At 66.9% G+C, this 24,198-nt stretch carries 27 protein-coding genes; 18 read left to right on the forward strand and 9 right to left on the reverse strand.

Annotated features, from left to right (window positions below; genetic code table 11):
* The first annotated feature begins 141 nt into the window (after nt 1–141).
* The 5 genes from NP825_RS14570 to NP825_RS14590 are packed head-to-tail and all read left to right on the forward strand — an operon-like array spanning nt 142 to nt 4,507.
* Nucleotides 142–972 (forward strand): diacylglycerol kinase family protein, encoded by an 831-nt coding sequence (locus NP825_RS14570; RefSeq protein ID WP_257544784.1) that lies wholly within the window; start codon nt 142–144, stop codon nt 970–972.
* Entirely contained in the window at nt 969–1,817 is an 849-nt protein-coding gene (locus NP825_RS14575) for a metallophosphoesterase (RefSeq protein WP_257544786.1), read from the forward strand. Before NP825_RS14570 ends, NP825_RS14575 begins: the two co-directional genes overlap by 4 nt.
* 49 nt (nt 1,818–1,866) lie before the next feature.
* Nucleotides 1,867–2,958, forward strand: coding sequence for a hypothetical protein (locus NP825_RS14580; RefSeq protein WP_257544788.1), 1,092 nt, complete (start codon nt 1,867–1,869; stop codon nt 2,956–2,958).
* Nucleotides 2,955–3,998, forward strand: a complete 1,044-nt coding sequence (locus NP825_RS14585; RefSeq protein ID WP_257544790.1) for a phosphotransferase family protein — start codon at nt 2,955–2,957, stop codon at nt 3,996–3,998. The genes NP825_RS14580 and NP825_RS14585 overlap by 4 nt, the downstream gene beginning before the upstream one ends.
* Nucleotides 3,995–4,507 carry a hypothetical protein gene (locus NP825_RS14590; RefSeq protein WP_257544792.1) on the forward strand — a complete coding sequence of 171 codons (513 nt, stop codon included), beginning with the start codon at nt 3,995–3,997 and terminating at the stop codon, nt 4,505–4,507. The genes NP825_RS14585 and NP825_RS14590 overlap by 4 nt, the downstream gene beginning before the upstream one ends.
* A 54-nt stretch (nt 4,508–4,561) precedes the next feature.
* Here the strand turns inward: NP825_RS14590 and NP825_RS14595 are convergent, their stop codons facing one another.
* From NP825_RS14595 to NP825_RS14615, 5 genes are all read right to left on the reverse strand, one after another.
* Nucleotides 4,562–8,068 carry an autotransporter domain-containing protein gene (locus NP825_RS14595; protein ID WP_257544794.1) on the reverse strand — a complete coding sequence of 1,169 codons (3,507 nt, stop codon included), beginning with the start codon at nt 8,066–8,068 and terminating at the stop codon, nt 4,562–4,564.
* A gap of 204 nt (nt 8,069–8,272) precedes the next feature.
* Entirely contained in the window at nt 8,273–8,773 is a 501-nt protein-coding gene (gene rpsI / locus NP825_RS14600; protein WP_257544796.1) for a 30S ribosomal protein S9, read from the reverse strand.
* Nucleotides 8,773–9,252 carry a 50S ribosomal protein L13 gene (gene rplM / locus NP825_RS14605; RefSeq protein ID WP_257544798.1) on the reverse strand — a complete coding sequence of 160 codons (480 nt, stop codon included), beginning with the start codon at nt 9,250–9,252 and terminating at the stop codon, nt 8,773–8,775. Before rplM ends, rpsI begins: the two co-directional genes overlap by 1 nt.
* 160 nt (nt 9,253–9,412) lie before the next feature.
* Nucleotides 9,413–10,192, reverse strand: coding sequence for a hypothetical protein (locus NP825_RS14610; RefSeq protein ID WP_257544801.1), 780 nt, complete (start codon nt 10,190–10,192; stop codon nt 9,413–9,415).
* Nucleotides 10,189–11,211 (reverse strand): COX15/CtaA family protein, encoded by a 1,023-nt coding sequence (locus NP825_RS14615; protein ID WP_257551479.1) that lies wholly within the window; start codon nt 11,209–11,211, stop codon nt 10,189–10,191. The genes NP825_RS14610 and NP825_RS14615 overlap by 4 nt, the downstream gene beginning before the upstream one ends.
* Nucleotides 11,212–11,314: 103 nt before the next feature.
* Between NP825_RS14615 and NP825_RS14620 the strand changes: the two genes are divergently transcribed.
* From NP825_RS14620 to galU, 6 genes are all read left to right on the forward strand, one after another.
* Nucleotides 11,315–12,304, forward strand: a complete 990-nt coding sequence (locus tag NP825_RS14620; protein WP_257544803.1) for a M48 family metallopeptidase — start codon at nt 11,315–11,317, stop codon at nt 12,302–12,304.
* A gap of 55 nt (nt 12,305–12,359) precedes the next feature.
* The gene (gene msrA / locus NP825_RS14625) at nt 12,360–12,896 is read left to right on the forward strand and encodes a peptide-methionine (S)-S-oxide reductase MsrA (protein ID WP_257544805.1); all 537 of its coding nucleotides are present in this window, start codon (nt 12,360–12,362) and stop codon (nt 12,894–12,896) included.
* A gap of 144 nt (nt 12,897–13,040) precedes the next feature.
* Nucleotides 13,041–13,583, forward strand: coding sequence for a YfiR family protein (locus tag NP825_RS14630; protein WP_257544808.1), 543 nt, complete (start codon nt 13,041–13,043; stop codon nt 13,581–13,583).
* Complete coding sequence (locus NP825_RS14635) at nt 13,580–14,794, forward strand: diguanylate cyclase domain-containing protein (protein WP_257544810.1); 1,215 nt, start codon at nt 13,580–13,582, stop codon at nt 14,792–14,794. Before NP825_RS14630 ends, NP825_RS14635 begins: the two co-directional genes overlap by 4 nt.
* Before the next feature lie 14 nt (nt 14,795–14,808).
* Nucleotides 14,809–15,315, forward strand: coding sequence for an OmpA family protein (locus NP825_RS14640; RefSeq protein ID WP_257544812.1), 507 nt, complete (start codon nt 14,809–14,811; stop codon nt 15,313–15,315).
* Between the two features lie 49 nt (nt 15,316–15,364).
* Nucleotides 15,365–16,228 carry a UTP--glucose-1-phosphate uridylyltransferase GalU gene (gene galU / locus NP825_RS14645; protein ID WP_257544814.1) on the forward strand — a complete coding sequence of 288 codons (864 nt, stop codon included), beginning with the start codon at nt 15,365–15,367 and terminating at the stop codon, nt 16,226–16,228.
* A gap of 34 nt (nt 16,229–16,262) precedes the next feature.
* Here the strand turns inward: galU and aqpZ are convergent, their stop codons facing one another.
* A complete protein-coding gene (gene aqpZ, locus NP825_RS14650; RefSeq protein ID WP_257544816.1) occupies nt 16,263–16,985 on the reverse strand; it encodes an aquaporin Z in 723 nt (240 codons plus the stop codon).
* Nucleotides 16,986–17,206: 221 nt separating this feature from the next.
* Here aqpZ and NP825_RS14655 point away from each other — a divergent pair, with 221 nt between their 5' ends.
* Nucleotides 17,207–17,512, forward strand: coding sequence for a hypothetical protein (locus tag NP825_RS14655; RefSeq protein ID WP_257544818.1), 306 nt, complete (start codon nt 17,207–17,209; stop codon nt 17,510–17,512).
* 59 nt (nt 17,513–17,571) lie between these two features.
* On the opposite strand, the gene NP825_RS14660 is transcribed toward NP825_RS14655, so the two are convergent.
* A complete protein-coding gene (locus tag NP825_RS14660) occupies nt 17,572–18,240 on the reverse strand; it encodes a S24 family peptidase (protein ID WP_257544820.1) in 669 nt (222 codons plus the stop codon).
* 125 nt (nt 18,241–18,365) lie between these two features.
* Here NP825_RS14660 and NP825_RS14665 point away from each other — a divergent pair, with 125 nt between their 5' ends.
* A complete protein-coding gene (locus NP825_RS14665) occupies nt 18,366–18,608 on the forward strand; it encodes a hypothetical protein (RefSeq protein ID WP_257544822.1) in 243 nt (80 codons plus the stop codon).
* Nucleotides 18,605–18,913 carry a hypothetical protein gene (locus NP825_RS14670; RefSeq protein ID WP_257544824.1) on the forward strand — a complete coding sequence of 103 codons (309 nt, stop codon included), beginning with the start codon at nt 18,605–18,607 and terminating at the stop codon, nt 18,911–18,913. The genes NP825_RS14665 and NP825_RS14670 overlap by 4 nt, the downstream gene beginning before the upstream one ends.
* Before the next feature lie 2 nt (nt 18,914–18,915).
* Here the strand turns inward: NP825_RS14670 and NP825_RS14675 are convergent, their stop codons facing one another.
* Both NP825_RS14675 and NP825_RS14680 read right to left on the reverse strand, forming a co-directional pair.
* The gene (locus tag NP825_RS14675; RefSeq protein WP_257544826.1) at nt 18,916–19,740 is read right to left on the reverse strand and encodes a hypothetical protein; all 825 of its coding nucleotides are present in this window, start codon (nt 19,738–19,740) and stop codon (nt 18,916–18,918) included.
* Nucleotides 19,741–19,757: 17 nt separating this feature from the next.
* Nucleotides 19,758–20,975, reverse strand: a complete 1,218-nt coding sequence (locus NP825_RS14680) for a TIGR04063 family PEP-CTERM/XrtA system glycosyltransferase (RefSeq protein WP_257544828.1) — start codon at nt 20,973–20,975, stop codon at nt 19,758–19,760.
* A gap of 68 nt (nt 20,976–21,043) precedes the next feature.
* On the opposite strand from NP825_RS14680, the gene NP825_RS14685 reads away from it, so the two are divergent.
* From NP825_RS14685 to NP825_RS14700, 4 genes are read left to right on the forward strand one after another with little or no spacing between them, the layout of a single operon-like run.
* Nucleotides 21,044–21,220: a hypothetical protein gene (locus tag NP825_RS14685; RefSeq protein WP_257544830.1), complete on the forward strand. Its 177-nt coding sequence runs from the start codon at nt 21,044–21,046 to the stop codon at nt 21,218–21,220.
* Nucleotides 21,213–22,595 carry a putative O-glycosylation ligase, exosortase A system-associated gene (locus tag NP825_RS14690; RefSeq protein ID WP_257544832.1) on the forward strand — a complete coding sequence of 461 codons (1,383 nt, stop codon included), beginning with the start codon at nt 21,213–21,215 and terminating at the stop codon, nt 22,593–22,595. Before NP825_RS14685 ends, NP825_RS14690 begins: the two co-directional genes overlap by 8 nt.
* 38 nt (nt 22,596–22,633) lie before the next feature.
* The gene (locus NP825_RS14695) at nt 22,634–22,897 is read left to right on the forward strand and encodes a hypothetical protein (RefSeq protein ID WP_257544834.1); all 264 of its coding nucleotides are present in this window, start codon (nt 22,634–22,636) and stop codon (nt 22,895–22,897) included.
* A 17-nt stretch (nt 22,898–22,914) separates the two neighbouring features.
* Nucleotides 22,915–24,126, forward strand: coding sequence for a mechanosensitive ion channel family protein (locus NP825_RS14700; RefSeq protein WP_257544836.1), 1,212 nt, complete (start codon nt 22,915–22,917; stop codon nt 24,124–24,126).
* Nucleotides 24,127–24,198: the final 72 nt, after the last annotated feature.

A 24,198-nucleotide genomic window follows, 5' to 3' on the forward strand; every position in this document is an offset into this window, starting at 1 on the left:
AGATGGAGAGATGCCATAAGCACCGTCATCCCGGCGAAGGCCGGGATCTCACCCTGTCGGATAAACGCAACGGCGAGATCCCGGCCTTCGCCGGGATGACGGAGTTGGGGACCTTTTCCCGCCTGATGCGTAGAAAGGCCCATGACCAGCGCATTTTCCCGCCCCGCCCTGATCTGCAACAGCGAGAGCGGCAGCCACGATCCCGCGATCCGCGAGGCCATCGAAGAGGTCTGCCGGGCGGCGGGCAAACCAATCGCCGCGACCTTCGCCTTGCCCGACGAGGAGATTCCCGACACCGCGGCTCTCCGCGCAAAGGGCATCGACCTGCTGCTCGTGTGGACCGGCGACGGCACGATCAACGCCGCCGCGACGAAGGCCGCGGGCTGGGACGGCGCGATCCTGCCGCTGCCCGGCGGGACGCTGAACCTGCTCTCCAAGGCGCTGCACGGCGACCGGCCCGCGCCCGAGATCCTAGCCGACGCGCTCGGCGGCAGGGTGCGGCGGCGGCCAGTCCCCATCGTCCGGTCGGAGAGCGGCACCGCCTTCATCACCATCGTCGCGGGGCCCGCGACGCGCTGGGCCGAGGTGCGCGAAACGATGCGGCAGGACGGAATCGTCGAGGCCAGCCGCGCCGCGCCCGACGCGCTGGAGACGATGCTGAATGCGCCGGGGGTCCGCATCGCGGGGCAGGACAAGACCTATCCCGCGATCATTCTGACCCCCACCGAGACCGGCCTTCGCGCCGACGGCATATTGACCGAAGGCAGCATGGACGTGCTCCGCCACGGCCTCGCCTGGCTAGGCGGCGATTTCCGCGACGGGCCGAGCGAGGAGGTCGCGCGCGCGGAGACGATCATCCTCGAAAGCGACGCGCCGATCAGCCTCGAATATGACGGCGAACTCGCCGAGACGCTGTCGCCCGCGCGCTTCGCGCTGGGGATGAGCGCGGTCGATTTCGTCGCGACGGCATGATCCGGCTGTTCCACGCCAGCGACCTGCATTTCGGGCTGGAGGATCCCGCCGCGCTCGGCTGGTTCGCCGATTGCGTGCGCCGCGAGGCGCCGGCGGCGGTGCTGATCACCGGCGACCTGACGATGCGCGCGCGATCGCATGAATTCGCTGCTGCCTGCGACTGGATCGGCGCGCTGGGTGCGCCGGTGACGGTCGAGGTCGGCAACCACGACCTGCCCTATTTCAACCCCTTCGCGCGCTTCTTTCGCCCCTATGCGCGGATTCGCCGGATCGAGCGGCTTGTCGAGCGCGAGCTCGACCTGGCCGAGGTCGCGGTCGTGCCGCTCAAGACCACCGCGCGCGCGCAGGCACGGCTCGACTGGTCGAAAGGCTGGGTGACCCGTGCGGCGCTGGCGAGGACGCTCGCCGCGATCGACGCCTTGCCCAGGGCGACCGCGGCCCTCGTCACCGCGCATCATCCGCTCGTCGAAGCGGGAACGAAAGGCCGCGCTCTGACCCGCGGCGGCGAGGCGGCGCTGACCGCGCTCGCCGCGCGCGGGGTCGCCGCGGTGCTTACCGGCCACGTCCACGACGCCTTCGACCTCGTGAAGCAGACCCCGGCCGGCCCGATCCGCATGATCGGCGCGGGCACTCTGTCAAAGCGCATCCGGTCGACCCCGCCAAGCTTCAACGAGCTCATGATTGCGGACGACCGGATCGACGTGCGCGTCCGCAACCTCGCGCATGTCCCGACCCCCGCGATGCAGATCGACGATGTCCCGCCCGACGCGCTGCCGCCGCGCGAGCCCGGCGAGCCGGTCGCCCCCGTCGGCGCGGTGCCACCGGTCGATCCGCCGGTGCATTGACGCGGCGCTGCTTCCCGTTAGGTTGCAAGAAAAAACGGGATGAGGAACGATGCTGACAAAAGGCGATGATTTTCCGGTGCATCAGACCAGCGAGCCGATCGCGTTCGCGGGCACCGATCGCAACTTCTACGACCGCTATTTTTTCAACGGCTATAGCCCGGATGGCGCGATTTTCTTCGCCGCGGCGATGGGATTCTATCCGCAGCTCGGCATCGTCGACGCAAGTTTCTGCGTCATCGTCGATGGCGTGCAGCACAATCTGCGCGCCAGCCGCCGCTCGGGCGGCGAGCGGCTCGACCTGTCGGTCGGCCCGATTGCGATCCACATCGACGCACCGCTGGAGATGATGACGCTGCGCATCGCGCCGAACGACGGGCCGCTGACCGCCGAACTCACCTTCACCGGCCGCCATTTCCCGATCGAGGAGCCGCGCTTCATCCGCCGCAACGGCACCCGCCTGTTCATGGACTATACGCGGCTGACCCAGAATGGCCGCTGGTCGGGCTGGCTGGCGGTCGATGGCGCGCGAATCGCGGTCGATAGCGCATGGACCGGCACCCGCGACCGGAGCTGGGGCGTCCGCCCGGTCGGCGCCGGCGAACCGCAACCACCGCCCGAAGGCAATTTCAACCAGTTCTTCTGGCTCTGGACGCCGTGCAATTTCGGCGATCGCTCGCTCTTCTTCCACAGCAACGATGACGGCGCGGGGATTCCATGGAACCGCCGCGCGGTGATCGTCGGCGATGGCGGCACCGAACAGCATTTCGACGCCGCGACCTTCGCCGCCGACTGGCAACCGGGATCGCGGCGAATCGCACGCATGACCGCCGACCTCGGCAGCGGCCGATCGCTGACGCTGACCCCGACCGGCCCGGTCTTCGCGATGAGCGGGCTCGGCTATACGCACCCGGTCTGGGGCCACGGCCTCGACCATGGCGCCGAGCTTGCCGTTGCCCACGACAGGCTTTCCGAATCCGAACGCGGCTGGGGCAATCCGCTCGCGATGCATATCCAGGCGCTCGTCGCCGCTGAACTCAGCGACGGCGGCAACACGCATCGCGGCGCGGGGGTACTCGAACAATTGTTCGTCGGACCGCACGCGCCCACCGGCCTCACCGGCCTGATGGACCCCGCCGCATGAGCTTTCCGACGACGCCGGAGGCGATGAGCCCGGGCTGGCTGGCGGAAAGACTGGGACAGAGCGCCGACGCGCTCCGCGGCTTCAGCGTCGCCAAGGTCGGCACCGGCCAGATGTGCGACAGCTTCCGCCTGACGCTCGACTGGGTGCACGGCATCGACGCGCCCGCCACCGTCGTCGCCAAATGTCCGAGCCACGACGAGGCAAGCCGCAACATCGCCAAGCTCACCGGCACCTATGTCAAGGAGGTAAGCTGGTATCGCGAACTCGCGGCGGGGAGCGGGGTCGCGGCGCCGCACTGTTACCATGCCGAGATTGCGGGCGACGATGTCGATTTCGTGCTGCTCCTCGCCGACCTCGCCCCCGCGCGGCAGGGCGATCAGCTCACCGGGCTGGGGCTCGACGGCCTCGCGCCGTGCATCGACGCCGCCGCCGGGCTGCACGCGCTGCTCTGGAACGATCCGCGGCTCGATACGCTGCCGTGGCTCGCGCGCGACAATAGCGACGTGATCCGCGCGCTCTTCCCGCAATTCTATACCGGGTTTCGCGAGCGCTACGCCGAGCGCCTCGCGCCCGAAGTGCTCGACCTCGGCGCGGGGATCGTCGAACAGATCGATGCCTATCTCGCGCGCCAGAGCGCGGCGCGGACGATCGTCCACGGCGACCTCCGGATCGACAATATCCTGTTCGCGCCGGGCGGCGCGCGCTGCTGGCTCGTCGACTGGCAGACGCTGGGGCGCGGCAGCGGCGCGAGCGATCTCGCCTATCTGATCGGCACCAGCATCGCCGACCCCGCCGAGCGCGCCGCCGCCGACCGCCCCGCCTTCGACCAGTGGCTCGCGGCGCTGCGCCGGCATGGCATCGCCCCCGACGAGGCGGGGCTGTGGGACGATTATCGCGTCGGCGCCCTCAGCGGCTATTTCATGGCGGTCTTCGCGTCGATGAGCGTCGAGCGCACCACGCGCGGAGACGAAATGTTCGCGGTGATGGCCGAACGCCCCGCGCGACAGGCGCTGATGCTGGGGAGTCTGGACCTGATATGAGCCGGACCTGCGGCCTCACGGTCCATGTCGACGACAAGATGCAGTCGAACTACAGCTATCACCTGACCGCGCCGGCGGGCGAGGATTTCGATCCCGCTTTCGAACCCCGGTTCACCCCGCGCGAAATGCTCGAAATGGGGGTTTTCGAAGGCAAATATTGTAACGATTGCATCGGCGAACTGCCCGCGCGCTGGTTCGAGAATGCGAAAATCGCCGATATCGCCGACGAGCAGCTCAACTATTTCGGGATAAGGAGCCGCCAGCCTCTATCGGTCTGGCGCGAAAAGGGCTGGATATATGGGCCCGACCCGCGCGGCTGGTTCCAATGGTATTGCCGCTATTTCCTGGGCCGGCGGCTGCCCGAGATCGACCCGATCCAGATCGGGCGCTGGCGCGGCTTTGCACGCCATGCCGGGCAGATTCGCGCCAATTGCGAGCCCGGTGATATTTTCTGCCGCCCGCGCCAGCGCCAGGCGCTGCTGCAATGGGCTCATGATCCGTTCGTCTGACGCGAAAAAGGGCGGCCCGTCGCCGGACCGCCCCCTTCTTCCTTCCCCTTTCGATCAGAAGTGGAAGGTCACCGTGCCGCGATAGCTCTGGTACGAGACATCCTTGCGCGCGATGGTCGTCTCGGCACCGACCGAAAGGTCGATATTGCCAGTCGAGACCGTCAGCCCGCCGCCAAGCTCGAACCAGTCCTTGTCGCCGCCGGCCAGTCCGAAAATCGCGTTCGGCCCGGGGCCGCCTACGAAGGTCGCGCCGAACGACGCCGGCGCATCCATGAATTCATGGACATAGTCGGCGCGCAGGTGCGGCTTGAAGCTCGCGCCGGGCTTGCCCGACAGCGCGAGGCCAGCGCGGGCCTGGACGCTGTTGAACGAACTGCGGTCGATGTGCAGCGCCGGACCGCCGCCATTCTCCTTGATGTCGGAGAAGCCGATATGGCTTGCGCGCAGACCCGCGCGCGGGCCGAACTCGACCGCGCCGAGATCGAAATCCTTGCCCAGCGTGACCTCGCCGGTGAAGACAAGCGAGCTGTCGGCTCCGGTCAGGGTGAAGGGCGTGCCGACCAGGTCGGCGATCCGCTTCGTCTTCGAATCGAAGGCGCCCGCGCTGAGCTGCGTCGCGAGCTCGACCCCGCCGCCAAGCTGGGTCTTGCCATAGAGCGTGCCCTGAATCAGCGTGCCGCTCGCGGTCTGTCCCGCCACCGCGGCATTGCCGTCGATGTCGGTGTAACTCAGCGACAGGCCGATCACGCTGCTGTCGTTGAGCGCGGTTTCCAGGCCGCCGGCGATATAAAAGCCGTCGAACTGGTCGCGGCCACCCAAGGGCATCGCGGTCGCCATCGGACGGCTGTCGCCGTCGAGATAGCCGCCGGCCAGAAAGCCGCTGACCGTCTCGGGCAGACGGCCTTCCTGCACCGTCACTTCGCCTCCGGCGTCGGTGCGGACCTGATCGGCGCCCATCGCGTTCATGTTGAGCGCCGCGAGTTGCACCGGCCGGCCGATCATCGCCAACCGGCCGCCCATGTCGCCCGCATTGATGCTGGCGAGGCGATCACGATAGAAGCGCGACATATTGTCGGCCGCCACCGTCGCGAGCGAGCTGCGCAGCGTTTCGGTGCGCGGCGCCCAGCTGTCGAGCGTCGCCTGGATCGTCGCCGCATCCTGCAGGTCGAGCGCGCCATAGACACCTGCCAGAACGGCGTTGCCGCGCGACTGGTCAAGCAGTTGAGCATAGGCACCCTGCACCGGCGAGTTCGCGGTCACGACATCGGCATAAAGCCCGGCCTCGATCTCCACCTCAACCGAATTGGCGGTGTACGTGAAGACCGGCGACAGAATCGCGCTAATCGACTGGGAGGCCGAGAAGGTGCCGTCGATGCCGCCCTCGGCGGTCAGGATCGTGTATGTGTCGCCGTCGCGGACCACATATCCGTCCGCCGGGCTGAACAGCACCGCGCCATCGAGCGCGGCGATGCCGTCGGTGCTCTCGGTCGCGTTGACGACGATCCGGTCGGACACGCCATTGGCGCCGAGGTTGACGAAATAGCCGTTGCCCGCACCCAGGATGACATTGCCGTTGAAGGTCAGCGTTCCCGTCGTGGTGGTGGTGCCGGGCGCGATGGCGCCCGCCGCGCTGGTGAAGAAGGGCGTGTTGATCGTCCCATTGCCCGTCAGGCCACCCGTCACGATGATATAGTCGCCCAGCGTCGACAAGGTGCCATTGACGGTCATGAAACCGCCGAACTGGCTGACGTTGATCAGGCTGGTCAGCGAGGCGCCCGAATTGATCACCAGGCTCGCATCCTGGTTCTGCAGCGTGAAACGGTCGATCGTCACGTCGCTGCTCAGCGTCGTCGTGCCCGTTGCCGACAGCGTCACGTCGAAATAGCGCGGAGCAACCGAATTGGGTGCGTCGCCGTCATCATTGTCCGGCACGAAATCGCTCGCGCCGGGAAGACCGCTGAGCAGCGTTGGGGTCGGCAAAGCCTCTGCCGCCACGGCAGCACTATTGTCGGCCGAACCGCCATTCGCGCCACCGGCCGCCGCCGGGCTGCTGCTGCCATCGACGCCGTCGAGCGAGAATTTCACGACCGCCTTGCCGTTGGTCGCGCCGCCCGGCGATGCCGCGACATTGGTCAGCGTCACCGGATCATTATCCTCGCCGCCGATCGGTCGCTGGTCGACATATTCCTCGCCCGTCGACACGTCATAGCAGTCGGAGAAGCCGCCCGATTCGAAGCAGGCCTGGCCAAAGCCCGGCTGGTCGCTATTGCCCGCGCCGGGTTCGGTGGGGATGCCGTTGGTCGGCTGCCCCCCGGTCAGGACATAATAGTTGGGATCAAGGTTCGTGACCCAGTGCGTCGAATCTTCCCACGCGCCATCGCCTGCCTTGGCCGACACATAATGATAGGGGTTGTTCGCCGCGATCCAGTCCCAATAGAGATAGAGCGGCTGATAGAAGCTGGCGGTGCCATAGCCGTTCGGCGGCTGGCCGTCGAAGAAGGCGGTATAGCCGCCCGACAGCACGCCGATCACCAGCGGATTGGAAAATTCCTGATCGAGGATCAGCGGGCCGCCCGAATCGCCGCTCGCGGTTATGCCTTCATTTTCGACCGCATTGTCGCGCCATGCATTGAAATCGAATGGACCTTCGGCCGGGGTGCCGCGCGCCGGATCGTCGAAATCGATCCAATAGAGATTTTGCGGCAGGCCTTCGGTATAACCGTCCGACGTCTTCAGGCCATAGAATTGAAAGAGTTCGAAATCGTCGAGCGACGCGAGCGCGCCGACGATATTGTTGGCGATGCGGCGGCGATAGTCGATGCCGCCGGTCGACCCCGTCGCCGCCGACCCGTTGTTGCCATAGCCCTGAATCTGGACATGATAGCCCGTTCCATCGGCACCGATCGTGCCGGGGTCGGGCAGCGGTGAAAACAGCAGCGCCCAGGTCGGGATCGCCCCCGCCGGCGTATCGAGCGACGCCGTCGCGACGTCGCCATACAGATATCCGCCGGAATCGGGCTCGGTCGACAGGGGACTATAGGCGACATAATTGACGTTATAGAGCGCGTCGTCGGTATTGGTCTGATAACCGTTCAGCCAATGGCCGAACGCGCTGTTGCCGGGCGCATTGTTGTTGCTGGAAAAACCGAAGGCGATCGGCTTGCCGCCATTCGCCGCACCATAAGCGTTCGCCGGATCATCGTTGACGCAGTGCGCGGCGAACAGCACGGTCCGCGGATTGATCAGCGTGCCGGTGCACAGGCCGATAAAGCCGTTCTGCTGGTCGATGATCATCTGCCCGATGCCGGTGACGTCGTCGGGATCGAGTGCGGTGCCCGGCGTGCCCGGATTGGAAATGACGATCTGGGGATCGGGCGCGACGTCGGGCAGGAAGTTCGCGATCGGCACATCACTCTGCGCGGCGCGTTCGACGGCGGACGGATCGATCGGTCCATAGCCGTCGGCGGCCAGCGCCGGCACGACTTGCATCAGGCCCGCCGCGCAAACCGATGCGAGCAGGGTTCCGCGGCGCACGCGCCGCGAGAAATCAAATTTATTCATATACTACCCCCGTAGTGTGACGGCGCCTCGTCCGGGTCGGGGAGTCGGCGACAGGGGGTCAGCTTAACCGCGCGAAAAAATTACACAATGTCCGGCGACGCTCCGCCCACCCTTTTGCGACGGACCGTTTTTCGAGCGACGCCCGCGAAAAAGGGCGGCCCGCACGCGGACCGCCCCTTTCTTTCCACCGAAGCGGAGGAAATTTTAGCGCTTCGAGAACTGGAAGCTGCGGCGGGCCTTCGCCTTGCCGTACTTCTTGCGCTCGACCGCGCGGCTGTCGCGGGTCAGGAAGCCGGCCGCCTTGACCGGGCTGCGCAGCGCGGGTTCGAAGCGGGTCAGCGCCTGCGCGATACCGTGCAGCACGGCCCCCGCCTGACCCGACAGGCCGCCACCCTTGACGGTCGCGACGACGTCATACTGACCGACGCGCTCGGTCAGGCCGAACGGCTGGTTGATGACGAGGCGCAGCGTCGGGCGCGCGAAATAGACTTCCTGGTCGCGGCCGTTGACCGTGATCTTGCCCGTGCCGGGCTTGACCCACACGCGGGCGACGGCGTCCTTGCGGCGGCCGGTCGCATAGGCGCGGCCCTGCTTGTCGACGATCTTCTCACGCAGCGGCGCGGTCGGCGTTGCGGGGGCGACGGTGGCGCCTTCAACCGCGCCGGCGAGATCCTTGAGATCGGTCATGGTCTGTTCGTCGGCCATTATGCACCCACCTTGTTCTTGCGGTTCATCGACGCGACGTCGATCACTTCGGGGCTCTGCCCTTCATGCGGATGCTCGGCACCGGCGAAGATGCGCAGGTTGCGCATCTGCTGGCGGCCGAGCGGGCCGCGCGGGATCATCCGCTCGACGGCCTTTTCGAGCACGCGCTCGGGGAAGCGGCCTTCGAGCACCTTCTGCGGGCTGGTTTCCTTGATGCCGCCGGCATAGCCGGTGTGCTTGTAATAGCGCTTGTCGGCCATCTTGTTGCCGGTGAACGCCACCTTCTCCGCATTGATGACGATGACATTGTCACCGCAATCGACGTGCGGGGTGAAGCTCGGCTTGTGCTTGCCGCGCAGGATGTTGGCGATGATCGACGCGACGCGGCCCACGACGAGACCGTCGGCGTCGATCAGCACCCATTTCTTCTCGACCGTCCCGGCGTTCGCCGACTGGGTCGTCTTGGTCAGCGCCTTCATGGCACGCTCCTTGACAGATATGGACCGGAGCGCGAGCCGCCCCGAAATAATGACGCCGCCTGTCCCGAAGGAACGAAGCGGCGCTTCGGAGCGGGCCAATGCCGCCGAAAGCACGAAAAGTCAACTCTGCAGCGGCTTTGCTGACGGGTATCAAGATACCCTATCGCCGATCGTCCGTATCGAGCGCCCGGATGCGCTCCTCGACCAGCCTGCGTTCGCCGGGCTCCGCGGCGGCGATCCAGGTGCGGCGGCGTTCGCTCGTGACGAGCCCGGTCGCGGTGTCGATCGTCCACGCCACGTCGGTTTCGATCGGCCGCTTCGCGCCCGCTCCTACCTCGATCACGGCCTTTTCGAATTTCGTCGCCGTGCGCACGTTGCCCTGCTGCGTGACGGCCGCGCCATCCTCGATCGCCGGATTCGCCGCTGCGACGAGGGCACGAACATCCGCCGTCGCGAGCTTTTCGCGCTCGGCCGGCGGCAACGCCGCCAGCAGGCCCGCCATCTGATTCGCTTCGCTCCGCGTGGCGGCCGCGCCCATGTCCTGCACCCGGCCGAGCACCCGCGGCCAGAGCGCATCGGGATCAACGAGGGTGATACGGCTGCCATCGGGCGCGATCAGATAGGTGATCGGCTGATCGACGAGCGGGCGCAGCATCCCGGTCACCGCCCGCGCGACGTCAGGCGCCGCGTCGGATTCGATCGCGCGCAGCGTCGCCACCAGTTGCACGCCGCGCCCTACCCGGCTCCATTGGAGGTCATAGACGAGCGTATAGCTTGCCATCGAACCGTCGCGCGCCAGCCGCCGCGTGGTGACGCGATAGACCATCGGCCGATCGATCGGCGGAGCGAACAACGCGGGCGCGGCCACAGGGGTCGCCGCCGGCGACGGCGCGGGAGGCAGAGGCTGCGCCGCCAGCAGCAGCAGCGCCGGGCCGATCATGCCGCCGGACGGCCCAGCCGGTGCAGCGATGCCGCCGTCACCGCGACGAGGATCGCGCCCGTCACCTGGTGTAGCGCCGCGATCTCCATCGACACGCCGGTCACCACCGTCAGGATACCGAGCGTCATCTGCGCCGCGACGACGAGGAGCAGGAGCTTCGGCTCGATCCGCGCCCCGCGCCGCGCGAGCGTCCACGCCAGCCACAGCAGCGTGGCGGCCGCGACCCACGACCACCAGCGATGGAGGAAATGGATCAGGAAGGGATCGTTGGTGAAGGCGAACCAGGCGCCGCGCGACCAGTCGATCCCGTCGGGCACGAAGCGGCCGTTCATCGACGGCCAGGTGCTCGCGACATAGCCGGCGTTGAGTCCCGCGACCCACGCACCAAGCAGCAACTGGAAGAAAAGGATCGCGAACAGCAGGATCGCCGTCCCGGTCAGCCGCGCTCGGGGCGCCGCCGGATCGCGCGCCATCAGCGCGAAGTCGCGCGCCGTCCAGACGAGCGCGACGAGCAGGAACAGCGCGGTCAGCAGATGGGTCGCGAGCCGGAAATGGCTGACGTCGGTGCGGTCGACGAGGCCCGAGGCGACCATCCACCAGCCGATCGCGCCCTGCAGCCCGACGAGCGCCACCAGCCCGGCGAGCCGCCAGCCGTAGCCCGCGGGGATAGCGCGCCGCCAGCCATAATAGGCCAGCGGCACGAGCAGCGCGAAACCGACGAGCCGGCCGAGAATGCGGTGCAGCCATTCCCAGAAGAAGATGCCCTTGAACGCCGCGAGCGACATGCCGAGATTGATCTCCTGATATTCCGGGATCTGCTTGTATTTCTCGAACTCGGCCTGCCATGCGGCATCGCTGAGCGGCGGCAGCACTCCCGACACCGGCTTCCATTCGGTGATCGACAGGCCCGATTCGGTGAGGCGGGTGATGCCGCCGACCGCGACGATCGCGATCACGAGCAAGGCCACGATCCAGAGCCAGCGAGCGAGTATTGCGGGGCGGGGGTGGGGGTGCGACATGGCCGCCCTATCGGCGCTTGCCGGGCGATAGGCAAGAGGGGCGACGGTGAAGATACCGTCGAAATTCATGGCCGCGTCAGGCGGCGCTTGGTAAGCTGCGGCGATGCGGTCGCTGCCTCTCGTCGTCCCGATCCTGCTCGGCTTCCTGCTGGCGACGCCGCTGCGCGCGGCGGGCGCCCAACCGTCGCCTTATGCCGAGCTTGCTGCGCTCGAAGCGCGCGTCGCGGCCATCGGCTTTCGCCTGACCACCGCGAATGCCGCCTGGTGCCCCGCGGTGCAGCCGCAGTTCGGATGGATCTGGGGCGACCCGCGCCTCTACGACGAAGCGCACCGTGCCGAAGCGCTCGCCGCCTATCGTGCGGCCGATGTCGACGCGCCCTATATCGCGGCGATCGCGCCGGGATCGCCCGGCGATCGCGCCGGACTGCACGTTGGCGCGCCGGTGCTGACAATCAACGGCATCGCCGTTCCGGCGGGCGAAAGCGCCGACCCCTTCGCGCGCATCGCCGCGGTCGAGACGCTGCTTGCAGCGCTGCCGCCGCGCGGCATGGTGGAGATTTCGGGCGCGGCGGGCACGAAGACCGCAGTCGCCCCCGTCACCGGCTGCGCGAGCGATTTCCGGGTCGATGCCCGCGACCGGCCCGAGGGCGCCGCCGATGGCCGACTGATCGTGATCAGCGGCGGCCTGGTCCAATTCGCGACCAACGACGATGAACTCGCCGCCGCGGTCGCGCACGAGCTCGCGCACAATATCCTCCGTCACCGCGCGCGCCTCGATGCCGCGGGGGTCGATCGCGGGCTCGGCAAACAGTTCGGGCGCAGCGCCCGGCTGTTCAAGCAGACCGAGGTCGAGGCCGATCGGCTGTCGGCGTGGCTGCTCGCGGGCGCGGGCTATGATCCGCATGCGGCGATCCGTTTCTGGACCCGCTTCGGCCAGCGCGCCGGACGCCCCCTGTTTCAGGCCGGCACCCATCCGCGCTGGCGCGACCGGGTCGCGTCGATCGAGGCCGAAGTGCAAGCGATCGATGCCGCGCGTGCTGCCGGACGGCCGCTCGATCCGCCGTTGATCGCCGACCCACCGCCCTTGGAATAGGGCCGCCGCCACCCTATTTAAACGGCATTCCCCTTCCCCGACAAAGGAGCATGCCATGACGAGTGACACCGCAATTCTGGCCGGCGGCTGTTTCTGGTGCACCGAAGCCGTGTTCCAGTCGCTCGACGGCGTCGCGGGCGTCGAAAGCGGCTATATCGGCGGCACCCTCGCCAACCCGACCTACAAGCAGGTGTGCGGCGGCGACACCGGCCATGCCGAGGCGATCCGCATCAGCTACAACCCTGCGGTGATTTCCTATGGCGACCTGCTCGACGTCTTCTTCGCGACGCACGACCCGACGCAGCTCAATCGCCAGGGCAACGACATCGGCACCCAGTATCGCAGCGCGATCTTCCCGCTGGACGAAGCGCAGGAAGCCGCGGCGCGCGACGGTATCGCGCGCGCTGCCGCCGATCGGCCCGCTCCTATCGTCACGACGATCGAGCCTGCGTCGACATGGTATCCTGCCGAGGATTATCATCAGGCCTATTGGGAAGGCGAAGGCCAGCGCAATCCCTATTGTATCGCGTCGATTCCCCCCAAGCTCGCCAAATTGCGCAAAGGCTTTGCCGAGCGCGTGCGCGCGAACTGACGGCGCGGGCGGTGCGCAGGATCGCACCGACTGTTGCAATATGGCCGCATGACGTCACTTTTCCTTGACTTTGCGGCACTTTAGACTAGCGGACACCCCCGCGCCGGGGCAGGATGCCTGCGCGCGCTTGGGGGTCGCTTCACGGTGCTGGTTTCGCTTCTTCTGATCGGATCGTCGCTCACGACACCGCAGATGGCGGTTCAGGCCGCCAGCCAGACGATCGTCGAAAACAGCGCCGAAGGCATTACCAACGGTGTCAACCGCATTCTCGGCGGCATCATCAGCTATGCGCGCTGGCCGGCGGCGGCGTCCCCCGCACCGCGTGACCTGTGCCTCGTCGGTGCGCCGCGCCTCACAGGCCGCATCGCGCCCATCGTTCCGGGCGGGCAGGCGGTCACGGTGCGCCGCACCACGGCAGCAGGGGCGACCAGCGGCGGCTGCGACATCATCTTTCTCGGTCATATGCCTATTGCCGACCGCCAGCGGCTGATCGGCTGGGTGCGCGGCCGTCCGGTGCTGACGATCACCGACGACGACCCGGATTGCAGCTTCGGCGCCATGTTCTGCCTGAGCGGCCGCACGTCGAAGATCAGCTTTTCGGTCAATCTCGACGCCATCGGCCGCGGTCCGCTACGCATCGATCCGCGCGTGCTGAAAATCGGCAGCGACGACGGAACGGCCCGATGACCGCCCGCCCGCCCGAACGCGAAGGCGCGCGAACGACGCTGCAAAAGCTGCTGTCGCGCTTTCATTTCGGCATCACCCTCTTCGCCGTCGCCTTGTCGGGAATCACGATCCTGCTGGCCGGGATCACGACGCTGCGCAGCTATGCCGACCACAATATCGAACTCGCAGCCCAACTCGGCGCCTATGGCGCCGAACCCGCGCTGGTGTTCAACGATCCGCAGGCGGCGCGCGAGGGGCTCGAACCGCTGATGCGGCTTCCCGGCATCGCGCGGCTCCGGCTTCTCGACGATCGCGGGCGCCCGCTCTACCAATGGACGTCGCCGCTCGGCGACCCGGCGCCGCTCCTGACCCGTCTTTTTTTTCCGCGCCCCTTCGCGGCCACGGTTCAGCGCAACGGATCGGTGATCGGACACATCGAGGTCTGGGGCGACAGCTCGACACTGATCGACTATGTCCGCATCGGCGCGCTCGCCGGCCTCGGCTGCCTGCTCGTCACCGCATTGGGCACGATCATCCTCGCGCGCCGTTTCGAATATGAACTGGTGAAGCCGCTGGGCGAGATCGCCACCGTGGCCCACGATGTCCGCCTCCACCGTCGCTTCGACAAACGCGTCCAGTCGCTGGGGATCGTCGAGCTCGACCGGCTGGGCGGGGATATCAATGCGCTGCTCGACGAATTGCAGGGCTGGCAGGGCACGATGGAAAGCGAGAAGGCGCTGCTCGCGCACCGCGCCTCGCACGACATGCTGACCGCGATGCCCAATCGCGCGGCCTTCGACGAACAGTTGCGGCAGCGCATCCACACCGCCCAGTCAAAGAACCAGCGTTTCGCGCTGCTGTTCATCGATGCCGACAATTTCAAGGCGGCGAACGACAATCACGGTCACGCGGCAGGCGACGCGGTGCTGGTCGCATTGTCGGAGCGGATCAAGGACACGCTGCGCAAGGAGGATTTCGCGGCACGGATCGGCGGCGACGAATTCATCGTCATCATCGACCCGCTCGACGACGCGATCGATCCCGGCGAACTCGCCGATCGCATCCGCACCGGCGCGTCGCAGCCGATCGCGCTGCCCGGCGACCAGCACTATCGGCTAAGCATCAGCATCGGCGCGGCCGTCTATCCCGACGACGGTACCGACGCGCGAACCCTGCTGACCGCTGCCGACGCCGCCATGTACGCCGACAAGCTCGTCAAGCGCCCCACTTGAAGCGGAGAGATATCGTGACCCACCCCCTGCCCCTTTCGCTCCGGCAGCTTTTCCTGATCCCGCTTCTGGCGCTGCTCGCGGCGTGCCAGAGCGTGCCACCGCCAGCCAGGGGGTTCAGTCCCGAACAGGTCGCCGCGCTCCAGGCCGAAGGCTTTGTCGAAACCGGCGACGACTGGATGCTCACCATCAACGAACGGCTGCTTTTCGGCGTCAACGAGAGCGCCCTGAAGTCCGAGCAGGTCGAGCGGCTGGGCGAACTCGCGCGCCACCTCGTCGCGGTCGGCATCCCGACGGCGCGCATCGAAGGCCACACCGATTCGACCGGCGCCGCTGCCTACAACCAGGCCCTGTCGGAAGCGCGCGCGCAAAGCGTCGCGGCGCCGCTGCAGGCGAACGGCATGCGCTTCACCGCCGATCAGATCATCGGCCGCGGCGAGACGATCCCGCTTTCGTCCAACGCCACGCCCGAGGGCCGGCAGGACAATCGCCGCGTCGTGCTGATCGTTTCGCCCGCCGAATAACCGGCGGCGCTTCTTTTCCTGTTCATAAAAGCCCGCTAAGCCCGCGCGCATGAAACCGATCCGCAAAGCCGTCTTTCCCGTCGCCGGCCTCGGCACCCGCTTCCTTCCCGCCACCAAGGCGATCCCGAAGGAGATGCTGCCGGTGGTCGACCGGCCGCTGATCCAATATGCCGTCGACGAAGCGCGCGAGGCGGGGATAGAGCAGATGATCTTCGTCACCGGGCGCGGCAAGAGCGCGATCGAGGATCATTTCGACATCGCCTTCGAGCTCGAAAAGACGATGTCGGAACGCGGCAAGGATCTGTCGGTGCTCGCCCCGACGCGGCTCGGCCCCGGCAATTGCGCCTATGTCCGCCAGCAGGAACCGATGGGGCTCGGCCATGCCATATGGTGCGCGCGCGACATCGTCGGCGACGAGCCCTTCGCCATCTTCCTCCCCGACGAGTTCATGCACGGTTCGCCGGGTTGCATGAAACAGATGGTGGATGCCTATGCCGAAGTGGGCGGCAATCTGATTTCGGTGCTCGAGGTGCCGCACGAGCAGGTGTCCAGCTATGGCGTCATTGCGCCGGGCAAGGCCGACGGCGCGCTGACCGAGGTCACCGGCCTCGTCGAAAAGCCGCCCGTCGACCAAGCGCCATCGAACCTGATCATCTCGGGCCGTTACATCCTCCAGCCGGAGGTGATGCGCGTGCTCGAACATCAGGAAAAGGGTGCGGGCGGCGAGATCCAGCTCACCGACGCGATGGCGGCGATGATCGGCCGCCAGCCGTTCCACGCGGTGACCTTCGACGGCGCGCGCTACGACTGCGGATCCAAAGCCGGCTATATTCAGGCCAATCTGGCGGTCGCGCTCGAACGGCCCGACATGGCGGACGAGGTCCGCGCCTTCGCGATCGACCTTCTGAAATAGAACCGGCGGAGCGACGCTCCGCCGGTCCGCCCCCTTATTCGCCCTCGATATTGGGCTTGGGAAAGCTGTCGGCGCCCAGCGTCTTGTAGAGCCAGCCACCGGCGGCCCCGCCGATCAGCGGCGCCACCCAGAAGAGCCAGAGCTGCTGGAACGCGAGCCCGCCGACGACGAGCGCCGGACCAGTGCTGCGCGCCGGGTTGACCGAGGTGTTGGTGACCGGGATCGAGATGAGGTGGATCAAGGTCAGCGCGAGGCCGATCGCGATCGGCGCGAAGCCCGCGGGCGCGCGCCCGTCGGTCGATCCCATGATGATCCACACGAAGAAGGCGGTCAGCACCATCTCGATGATCAGCGCCGACCAGACGTCGTAATGGCCGGGCGACCCGTCGCCGAAGCCGTTCGCCGCCAGCCCCTTCGCGATGTCGTAGGTCGGGCTGCCCTGCGCGACATAGTAAAGCAGAAAGGCCGCGACGATCGCGCCCAGCACCTGCGCGACGACATAGAGCGGAATGTCGCGCGCCGCGAAACGCCCGCCCGCCCACAAGCCGACCGTCACCGCCGGATTGAGGTGGCAGCCCGAAATATGGCCGATCGCATAGGCCATGGTGAGCACCGTCAAGCCGAAGGCCAGCGCGACGCCGAGAAAGCCGATACCAAGGTCGGGAAAACCGGCCGCGAGAACCGCGCTGCCGCAACCGCCGAAGACGAGCCAGAATGTGCCGATGAACTCGGCCAGACCCTTTTGCATGTTCGTCATAGGACCCTCCTGCCGCCCGGCGGGCATGACGCCGCCGGCGCGCACGGACCCTAGCACAGCCGAAAGGGTCGGCAAGTCTTTGTAAACCATATGTCCCGTGGCGGGATTCATCGGATAGCAGCCATGCGATCGGCCGTCCCGACCGCCGCCTCCTTCCATCGCAATATTCTGTTCAGCCGGGCGCGCCTATGCGACAAGACGGTACCGGTGAGGAGAAGAATATGCGGGCCCTGATCATCGCGGCGCTGGCCGCCCCTGCGCTCGCGGGTTGCGTGAGCACCGTCAAGTCGGTCGTCACCGCGCCGGTCAAGGCCGTCGGGCAAGTCGCCGACTGGTCGACGACGAGCCAGGACGAAGCCGACCGCAACCGCGGCCGCGCGATGCGCGCGCGCGAGGAAAGGCTGGGCAAGCTGACGCGCCAGCGCGACAAGGCGGCGGAGAAGTGCCGCAGCGGCCAGGAAAATCAATGCCAGCGCGCCGAGGTGCTCGACCATGAGATCGAAGCGGTGATGGCCGAACAGATCTAATGCCCATTCGTCATTGCGAGCGAAGCGAAGCAATGACGACTCTCTCATGTGTGCCCTGATCAGCGCACCCGCCGCCCCGTCCACACGACCCGGCCGACCAGCCGCACCGCCGTCATCGGCAGATCGTCCCAGCTCCGATATTGCGGGTTGTCGCTGATCACCGAAATCCGTCCCGGCCCCGGCGCACGCGCGACGCGCTTCACCATCAGCACATCGTCCATGCGCAGGACATAGATGCCGTCACGCAGCCGCGCCGCGGCATCGCCGCCGTCGACCAATATATCGTCGCCATCGTTCAGCGTCGGCGCCATCGAATCGCCCTCGACCCGAATGATGCTGAGCGCGCGCGGATCGGCGCCGAGATCGCGCAGCCATTTGGGATCGAAGGCGACCTGCCCCTCGACGGGTTCGCCGTCGATGCTGGCGCCCGGCCCCGCCGATGCGCCGATCGCGAGCTTGGGCACCAGCACCATGTCGCCCCCGCGCGGCCGGGCGGGCGTGGCGACGCGCCGCTCGGGCCCGCCGAGCAGGGCTTCGGACACGCCGAGATAGGCGGCGATGCGCGCGCGATCCTCCTCGGCCAGCCGCCGCGGCGTGCCGCGCTTGATATATTGCTGGATATAGGCGGGATTGCGCCCGATGCGCGCCGATAGCTGGGCATAGTCGATGCCTCTCTCGGTCAGGAGCCGGTCGAGTGCCGCGCGGGGATCGAGGTCGAATATGGTCAAGCGAGTGATCCTTCCTATTTCATCCATAGCGATAGGAATTTTCCTAGACAAGTAGGAAATCACCTATCAAATAGGAAATATCCTATTGATCGAGTCGTCCGATCTTGGGGGCAAAGGAGGATGGAATGGAGCGCAGCCTGCTGCAACGGATCGAGCGTTTTCTCAGCGAATCGCGCATGCCGCCGAGCGTTTTCGGCCGGGCCGCGGCCCATGATCCGCGGCTGGTCAGCGATTTGCGCGGCGGCCGCGAACCGGGCCGCCGGCTGATCTGTCGATTGGAACATTTCATGAACAAATGGCGCGCCGATCGTCACGCGGGTCAGGTCGCGCCGTGCGGCGACCGCCGCCGCGCGGGAGAGCGCCGATGATGCGCTGGTCGCCCTCCGCCCCGGCCCGGCCCGGTTGCCCGCACCGCCGCTTGGCCCGGCTGCTCGCCATCGAACTGGGCAGCGGCGTCACGATCGGCGCATCGACGCTGCGTCCCTGGGCCAGCGCCAATTTCATCGGCGCGCGCCACCTCTTTCCCTGCACGGGAGACCGGCCGACGAAAGCGCTTCAGGACAGGCTGACGACGGCCGAATGGCGGCTACCCGGCCATATCGTCGCCGACGTCGCAGTCGATCCCGGCGAAGGCACGGCCTTCACCATCGAGATATTGACCGTCGAGGATTAGGGTCAGCCCGCCTGACGGTTCATCCGCTGAAGCGTGCTGAGCGCCGCCTCGAGCGCAAAGTCGATTTCGCCTTCGCTGTCGGCATCGGGTACCGCTCCCGGCACTGGAATGGCCGGCACCGCGACCGCTTCGGGGCGGCGGCGCGCGAGCCCCGCCTCGAAGCGCGCGACCATCGCGCCGAGCGAATTATCGGCAGGGTCGGGCAGGACGGGGCCGGCGCGGTCGACCGGTTGCAGCCAGGGTTCGGCGCCGGGTTCATCGATCTCGATCGGTGCGAGATCGGCGAGAATCAGTTCGTCCTCTTGGACTTCATCGAGAACCCCGGGGACCGGTTCAGGGACGGCGTCTTCACCGGGCGCACCAATCGGCCCCAGCCCCTGCGCCGGAAGGTCGCGGCCGGCGCGGATCGGCGGACGCGGCGGGTCGTCGGGGTGCAGGTCGGCGCGGCGGCGGCGAACGGGCGCCTCGCCGTCGGCATCGTCATCGGCAAGCTCGTTCCGCCGCAGCCGGCGCCCGAGCGCGGCGAGCCCCGATTGCTCGGGCTCGGCGATGAGCAGCGCGATGAAGGCCGCGATCAAGGCGGCGACGGCCGCCATGCCGAACGCCAGCATGAGCCGCGCGGCATTGCCGACCGGCGGCACGAAGAAATCGGACAGACGATCGAGGTAGAGGTTCCAGCTGATTCCCGCGACCCACGCCATCGGCATCACGGCCGCGAACAAAAAGGTCAGCGCGGCGGCGCCAATCACTGCGGGTACGGCCGGGCCCAGCGCGCGCAGCACCGCAAGGGTCCGACTGGTTTTCGGCGCTTCGTTTTCGTCGTCCATATCGTTCCCGAATCTCGTCACGCGGCGGCGCTGAGCAGGCGGTGGTAAACCGGCTCGTAACGCAAAATGTTTGACGACCAGTTACGATGCGTCTCGACGAAAATACGCGCCGTCCGCCGTCTTTCGTCCCACAGGTCACGCCGTTCGAGCAAGCCCGACAGCGCCGCGGCGATCGCCGCCGGATCGTCGGGCGCAAACAGCGTCCCCGTCACCCCATCCTCGATCAGTTCGCGGTGCCCGCCGACGTCGGACGCAGCGACGAGCTTGCCCTGCGCCATCGCCTCGAGCGGTTTCAGCGGCGTGACGAGATCGGTGAGCCGCATCTTCTTGCGCGGATAGGCGAGGATGTCGATCAGCGAATAGTAAAGCTCGACCGCTTCGTGCGGAACGCGGCCGACGAAATGGATCCGGTCGGCCACCGGCGACGCGGCCGCCTGCGCCTTCAGCGCCGTCTCCATCGGCCCTCCGCCGACGAGCAGCAGCCGCGCACCCGGCTGCGCGGCGACGAGCGCCGGCATCGCGGCGATCAGGTCGTCGATCCCTTCATAGTCGTAGAAGCTGCCGATGAAGCCGATCACCGCGTCGCTCGCGGCGATGCCGAGCGTCGCCGCCAGCCCGTCCTCGCGCGGCAGCGGGCTGCCGAACAGATCGAGGTCGACGCCGTTGGGCGACACGATGATCTTTTCCGGGTCGACGCCGCGCGCGATCAGGTCGCCGCGCAGCCCTTCGCAGATCACCGCGACCGCATCCGCCGACTTGACCGCATGGCTTTCGAGCATCCGCGTCAGCCGATAGCGCGCGCTTCCCTCGCGCCCGGTGCCGTTGCCAACCGCCGCATCCTCCCAGAAAGCGCGGATTTCATAGAGGACCGGAATGCCGAGCCGCTTGCCCGCGCGCAGCGCCGCGAGCCCGTCGAGCACCGGCGAATGCGCGTGAAGCAAGTCGGGCTTCCAGTCCCGCGCCAGCGCTTCGGTGCGCGCCGCCAGCGCCGCGATCTCGCGCCATTCGCGGATCGGCGAGCGGACGGGCGCGATCGGCGGCGTGCGATAAAAGGTCAGCCCGTCGACGGTCTCGACATCCGCGCCGGGGTTCGGATGCCGCACCCCGGTGACCCCCGCAACCTCCCAGCCCTTTGCGATCTGCGCCTTCATCAGCGCGCGCGTGCGAAAGGTGTAGCCGCTATGCGCGGGCAGGCTATGATCGAGGACGTGAAGAATGCGGGGCGTGTGGGTCATGGGGTCAGTGCTTTGACATATAAGCCTTAACGCGGCGTCAACCCCAATAGCATAGGACCCATAGCGATATGGTCGATAATTTCTCCATTGGCTTGACGCACGTCCTGATCGCGATCGCGCTGTGGCGCCTGCTGCATCGCGACGACCTCGATCACGAGGTGAGTCCGCGCCGGCTGTGGCAACAGCGCCGCGATGCAGAGACCGAGGCCGAAGCCGCGGCGATGGAGACGCGCGGCGATGCGTGACATTGCCTTCGTCGCCTTTCTCTTTGCCTTCATCGGGCTCGGCTTTCGCAAGCCGTTCCTGTTCGTCCTCTGCTTCTGCTACATCGACATCGTCGCGCCGCAGCGGTTGAGCTATTTCCTCATCAACTCCATCCCGATCTCGCTGATCGTCTTCGGGCTCGCGATGGCGGGCTGGCTCGTCGTCGACGACAAGCGCGACACACGGTGGTCGGGACGGCAATTCCTGCTGATCGTGCTACTTTTCTATTGCTGGATGACGACGATCAGTGCCGACTTCCCGGTCGAGGCGGCGGAGAAGTGGAGCTGGGTCTGGAAAGCCCTCGTCTGGGCGATCTTCCTGCCCTTGACGCTGCGCACCAAGCTTCGCATCGAGGCCCTGATCCTGATCATGCTGCTGTCGGCCGCCGCCATCGCGATCGCGGGCGGGATCAAGACGCTCGCGGGCGGCGGCGGCTATGGTCAGCTTCAGTTGCTGCTCCCCGAGAATTTCGGCCTTTACGAAGGGTCGATCATGTCGGCGGTCGGCATCGCGATCATCCCGCTGATCCTCTGGTATCGCCGGCATGGCACGATCTTCCCGCCCGACTGGCGCGTCTCCGCCTTCTGCTTCGCGCTCGTCTTTGCGTGCGCGCTGCTGCCGATCGGCACGCAGGCGCGCACCGGACTCGTCTGCCTCGTCATTCTCGCGATTCTGTCGCTGCGCGCGGTCCAGCACCGCTTTCTCTATATTGCGGGTGCGGCGCTGCTGACCGTCACCGCCGTCCCCTTCCTGCCGCAAAGCTTCACCGCGCGGATGGAGACGATCCGCGATCACCAGGCGGACGAATCGGCATCGACACGCGTCGCGGTATGGGCGTGGACATGGGAATATGCGAAGGACCACCCCTTCGGCGGCGGCTTCGCGGCCTATATCCAGAATCATATCCGCGTCAAAAAGGCGCCGGGCACCTATGATCCGAACAGGCCGCTGGCCGACGAACCGTCGGTCTATGAGGATCAGTCGCGCGCCTATCATTCCAGCTATTTCGAGATGCTGGGCGAACAGGGTTATCCGGGGCTCGCGCTCTGGCTTCTGATCCACGGCATCAGCATCGTGCAGCTCGAACGGCTGCGGCGGCGCTATGGCAAGACGCGCCGCGCCGAGGAGCAGTGGATTGCCCCGCTCGCGACCGCGCTCCAGCACGGCCATATCACCTATATGATCGCTTCGCTGTTCGTCGGCATCGCCTTCCAGCCCTTCATCTACATGATGCTCGCGCTCGAAATGGGTCTGTCGACCTATGTCCGACGGCGCGAGAAGGAAGCGGGATGGCGCCCGCTGATCGCGCGTCCGGCCCAGGTTCCCGCACGGCCGAGCCTTCCCGGGACGCCCTGATACGGGAACCATCGGCGGCCCCGGCGCGCTATTACCGCATGTCCGCCGCGCGCCTGATCCATGTCGACGATAGTCTGCCGGGACAGCATCTCTTTCAATATGAAGATGACGGCACGCTCTGCGCGGTCGCGCGCAAGGCCTATGTCCATCCCGCCATGCTCGCGGCGCAGGAACGCGGCGATTTTGCCGCGGCCGCGGGTCCGCTGCCGCGCGCCACCGAATATCTTTCGCGTTACGAACGCGGCTTTCTATCCTATCTCGAACGCGCGCCCGGTGCGGCAGCGTTGCTTCGTTCCGCCTGATCCGCCAAGAGGATGATGTGACCCTTACGCTTCTCGCCGCCGCCCAGACCGCTGCCCCGCAACCCGCTGCCGCAGGGCCGGCCGCTACAGCGACCGATCCGCTGGGCGACCTGCGCCATTATTGGGACGCGAGCGCCGCCTGGGTGAACAGCCACTGGCTGCAGATCGGCATCGCGATCGGCGTCGGGCTGATCATCTATGCGCTGCTGACGATGGCCCGGCGCTTCGCGCTCAAGCTTGCGCAGTCGGCCGATGCAGACATGAGCTTCACGCACATCGCCGGGCGCGTCCTGCACAAGACCAAGTCGACGGTGCTCGCGATTGTCGCGATCCGCCTCGTTGCGGGCTATGCGCAGCCGCCGGCGGTGATCCTGCAGCTCATCCAGTTCGTCTTCACGATCGCGGTGGTGATGCAGGTCGCGATCTGGGCGCGCGAGATCGTGCTCGGCCTGATCCAGCGTCGCGCCGCCGAAGGACATAATGAAACGCTCAGCAATGCGATGGGAATCATCCGGCTGCTGATCAGCGTCGCGCTGTTCGCGATCGCCGCAATCGTCATCCTCGACAATATGGGGGTCAACGTCACCGGGCTGGTCGCGGGCCTCGGCATCGGCGGCATCGCGATCGGCCTCGCCGCGCAGGGCATCTTCTCCGACCTCTTCGCCTCGCTCTCGATCATCTTCGACCGGCCGTTCCGGGTCGGCGAGACGATCAAATATGATACGAGCACCGCGACGGTCGAGCGCATCGGCCTCAAGAGCACCCGGCTGCGCTCGGTGAACGGCGAGCTTCTGGTCATCTCCAACACCAATCTGCTCAGCAAGGAGATCACCAATTTCGCGCATCTTCACCGGCGGCGGGTGAGCTTCGTCCTCAACATCATCTATCAGACGAGCCCCGACATGCTTCGCGCGCTTCCCGCATTGCTGGAAGAACAGGTGAAGGCGGCAGGGCATGAGTTCATCCGGTCGAGCTTCGTGACCTTCAGCGCGTCGAGCCTCGACTTCGAACTTTTGTTCGACGTGTTCAGCGATCAATATGACGAGGTGGCGGCGGCGCGCACCGATGTCGCGATCCGCCTGTTCGAGGCGCTTTCGGCCGCCGGATACGACTTCGCCTATCCGACCCAGACGACCTTCACCGCCGCGCCCGACGGCACGATGATCATGCCCTATCCCGAGTCCCCGAAGCCCCGGGCAGGCGCCGCGAAGCCCGCCAAGCCGGACTGACGTTACGGCACCGTAGCGCAAAGTCCTTCACTCTTGTGCAATGCGGCAAGACGGGCCTAGAACGCGCCCCGA

The sequence above is a fragment of the Sphingopyxis sp. DBS4 genome, assembly GCF_024628865.1.
Lineage (GTDB): Bacteria > Pseudomonadota > Alphaproteobacteria > Sphingomonadales > Sphingomonadaceae > Sphingopyxis.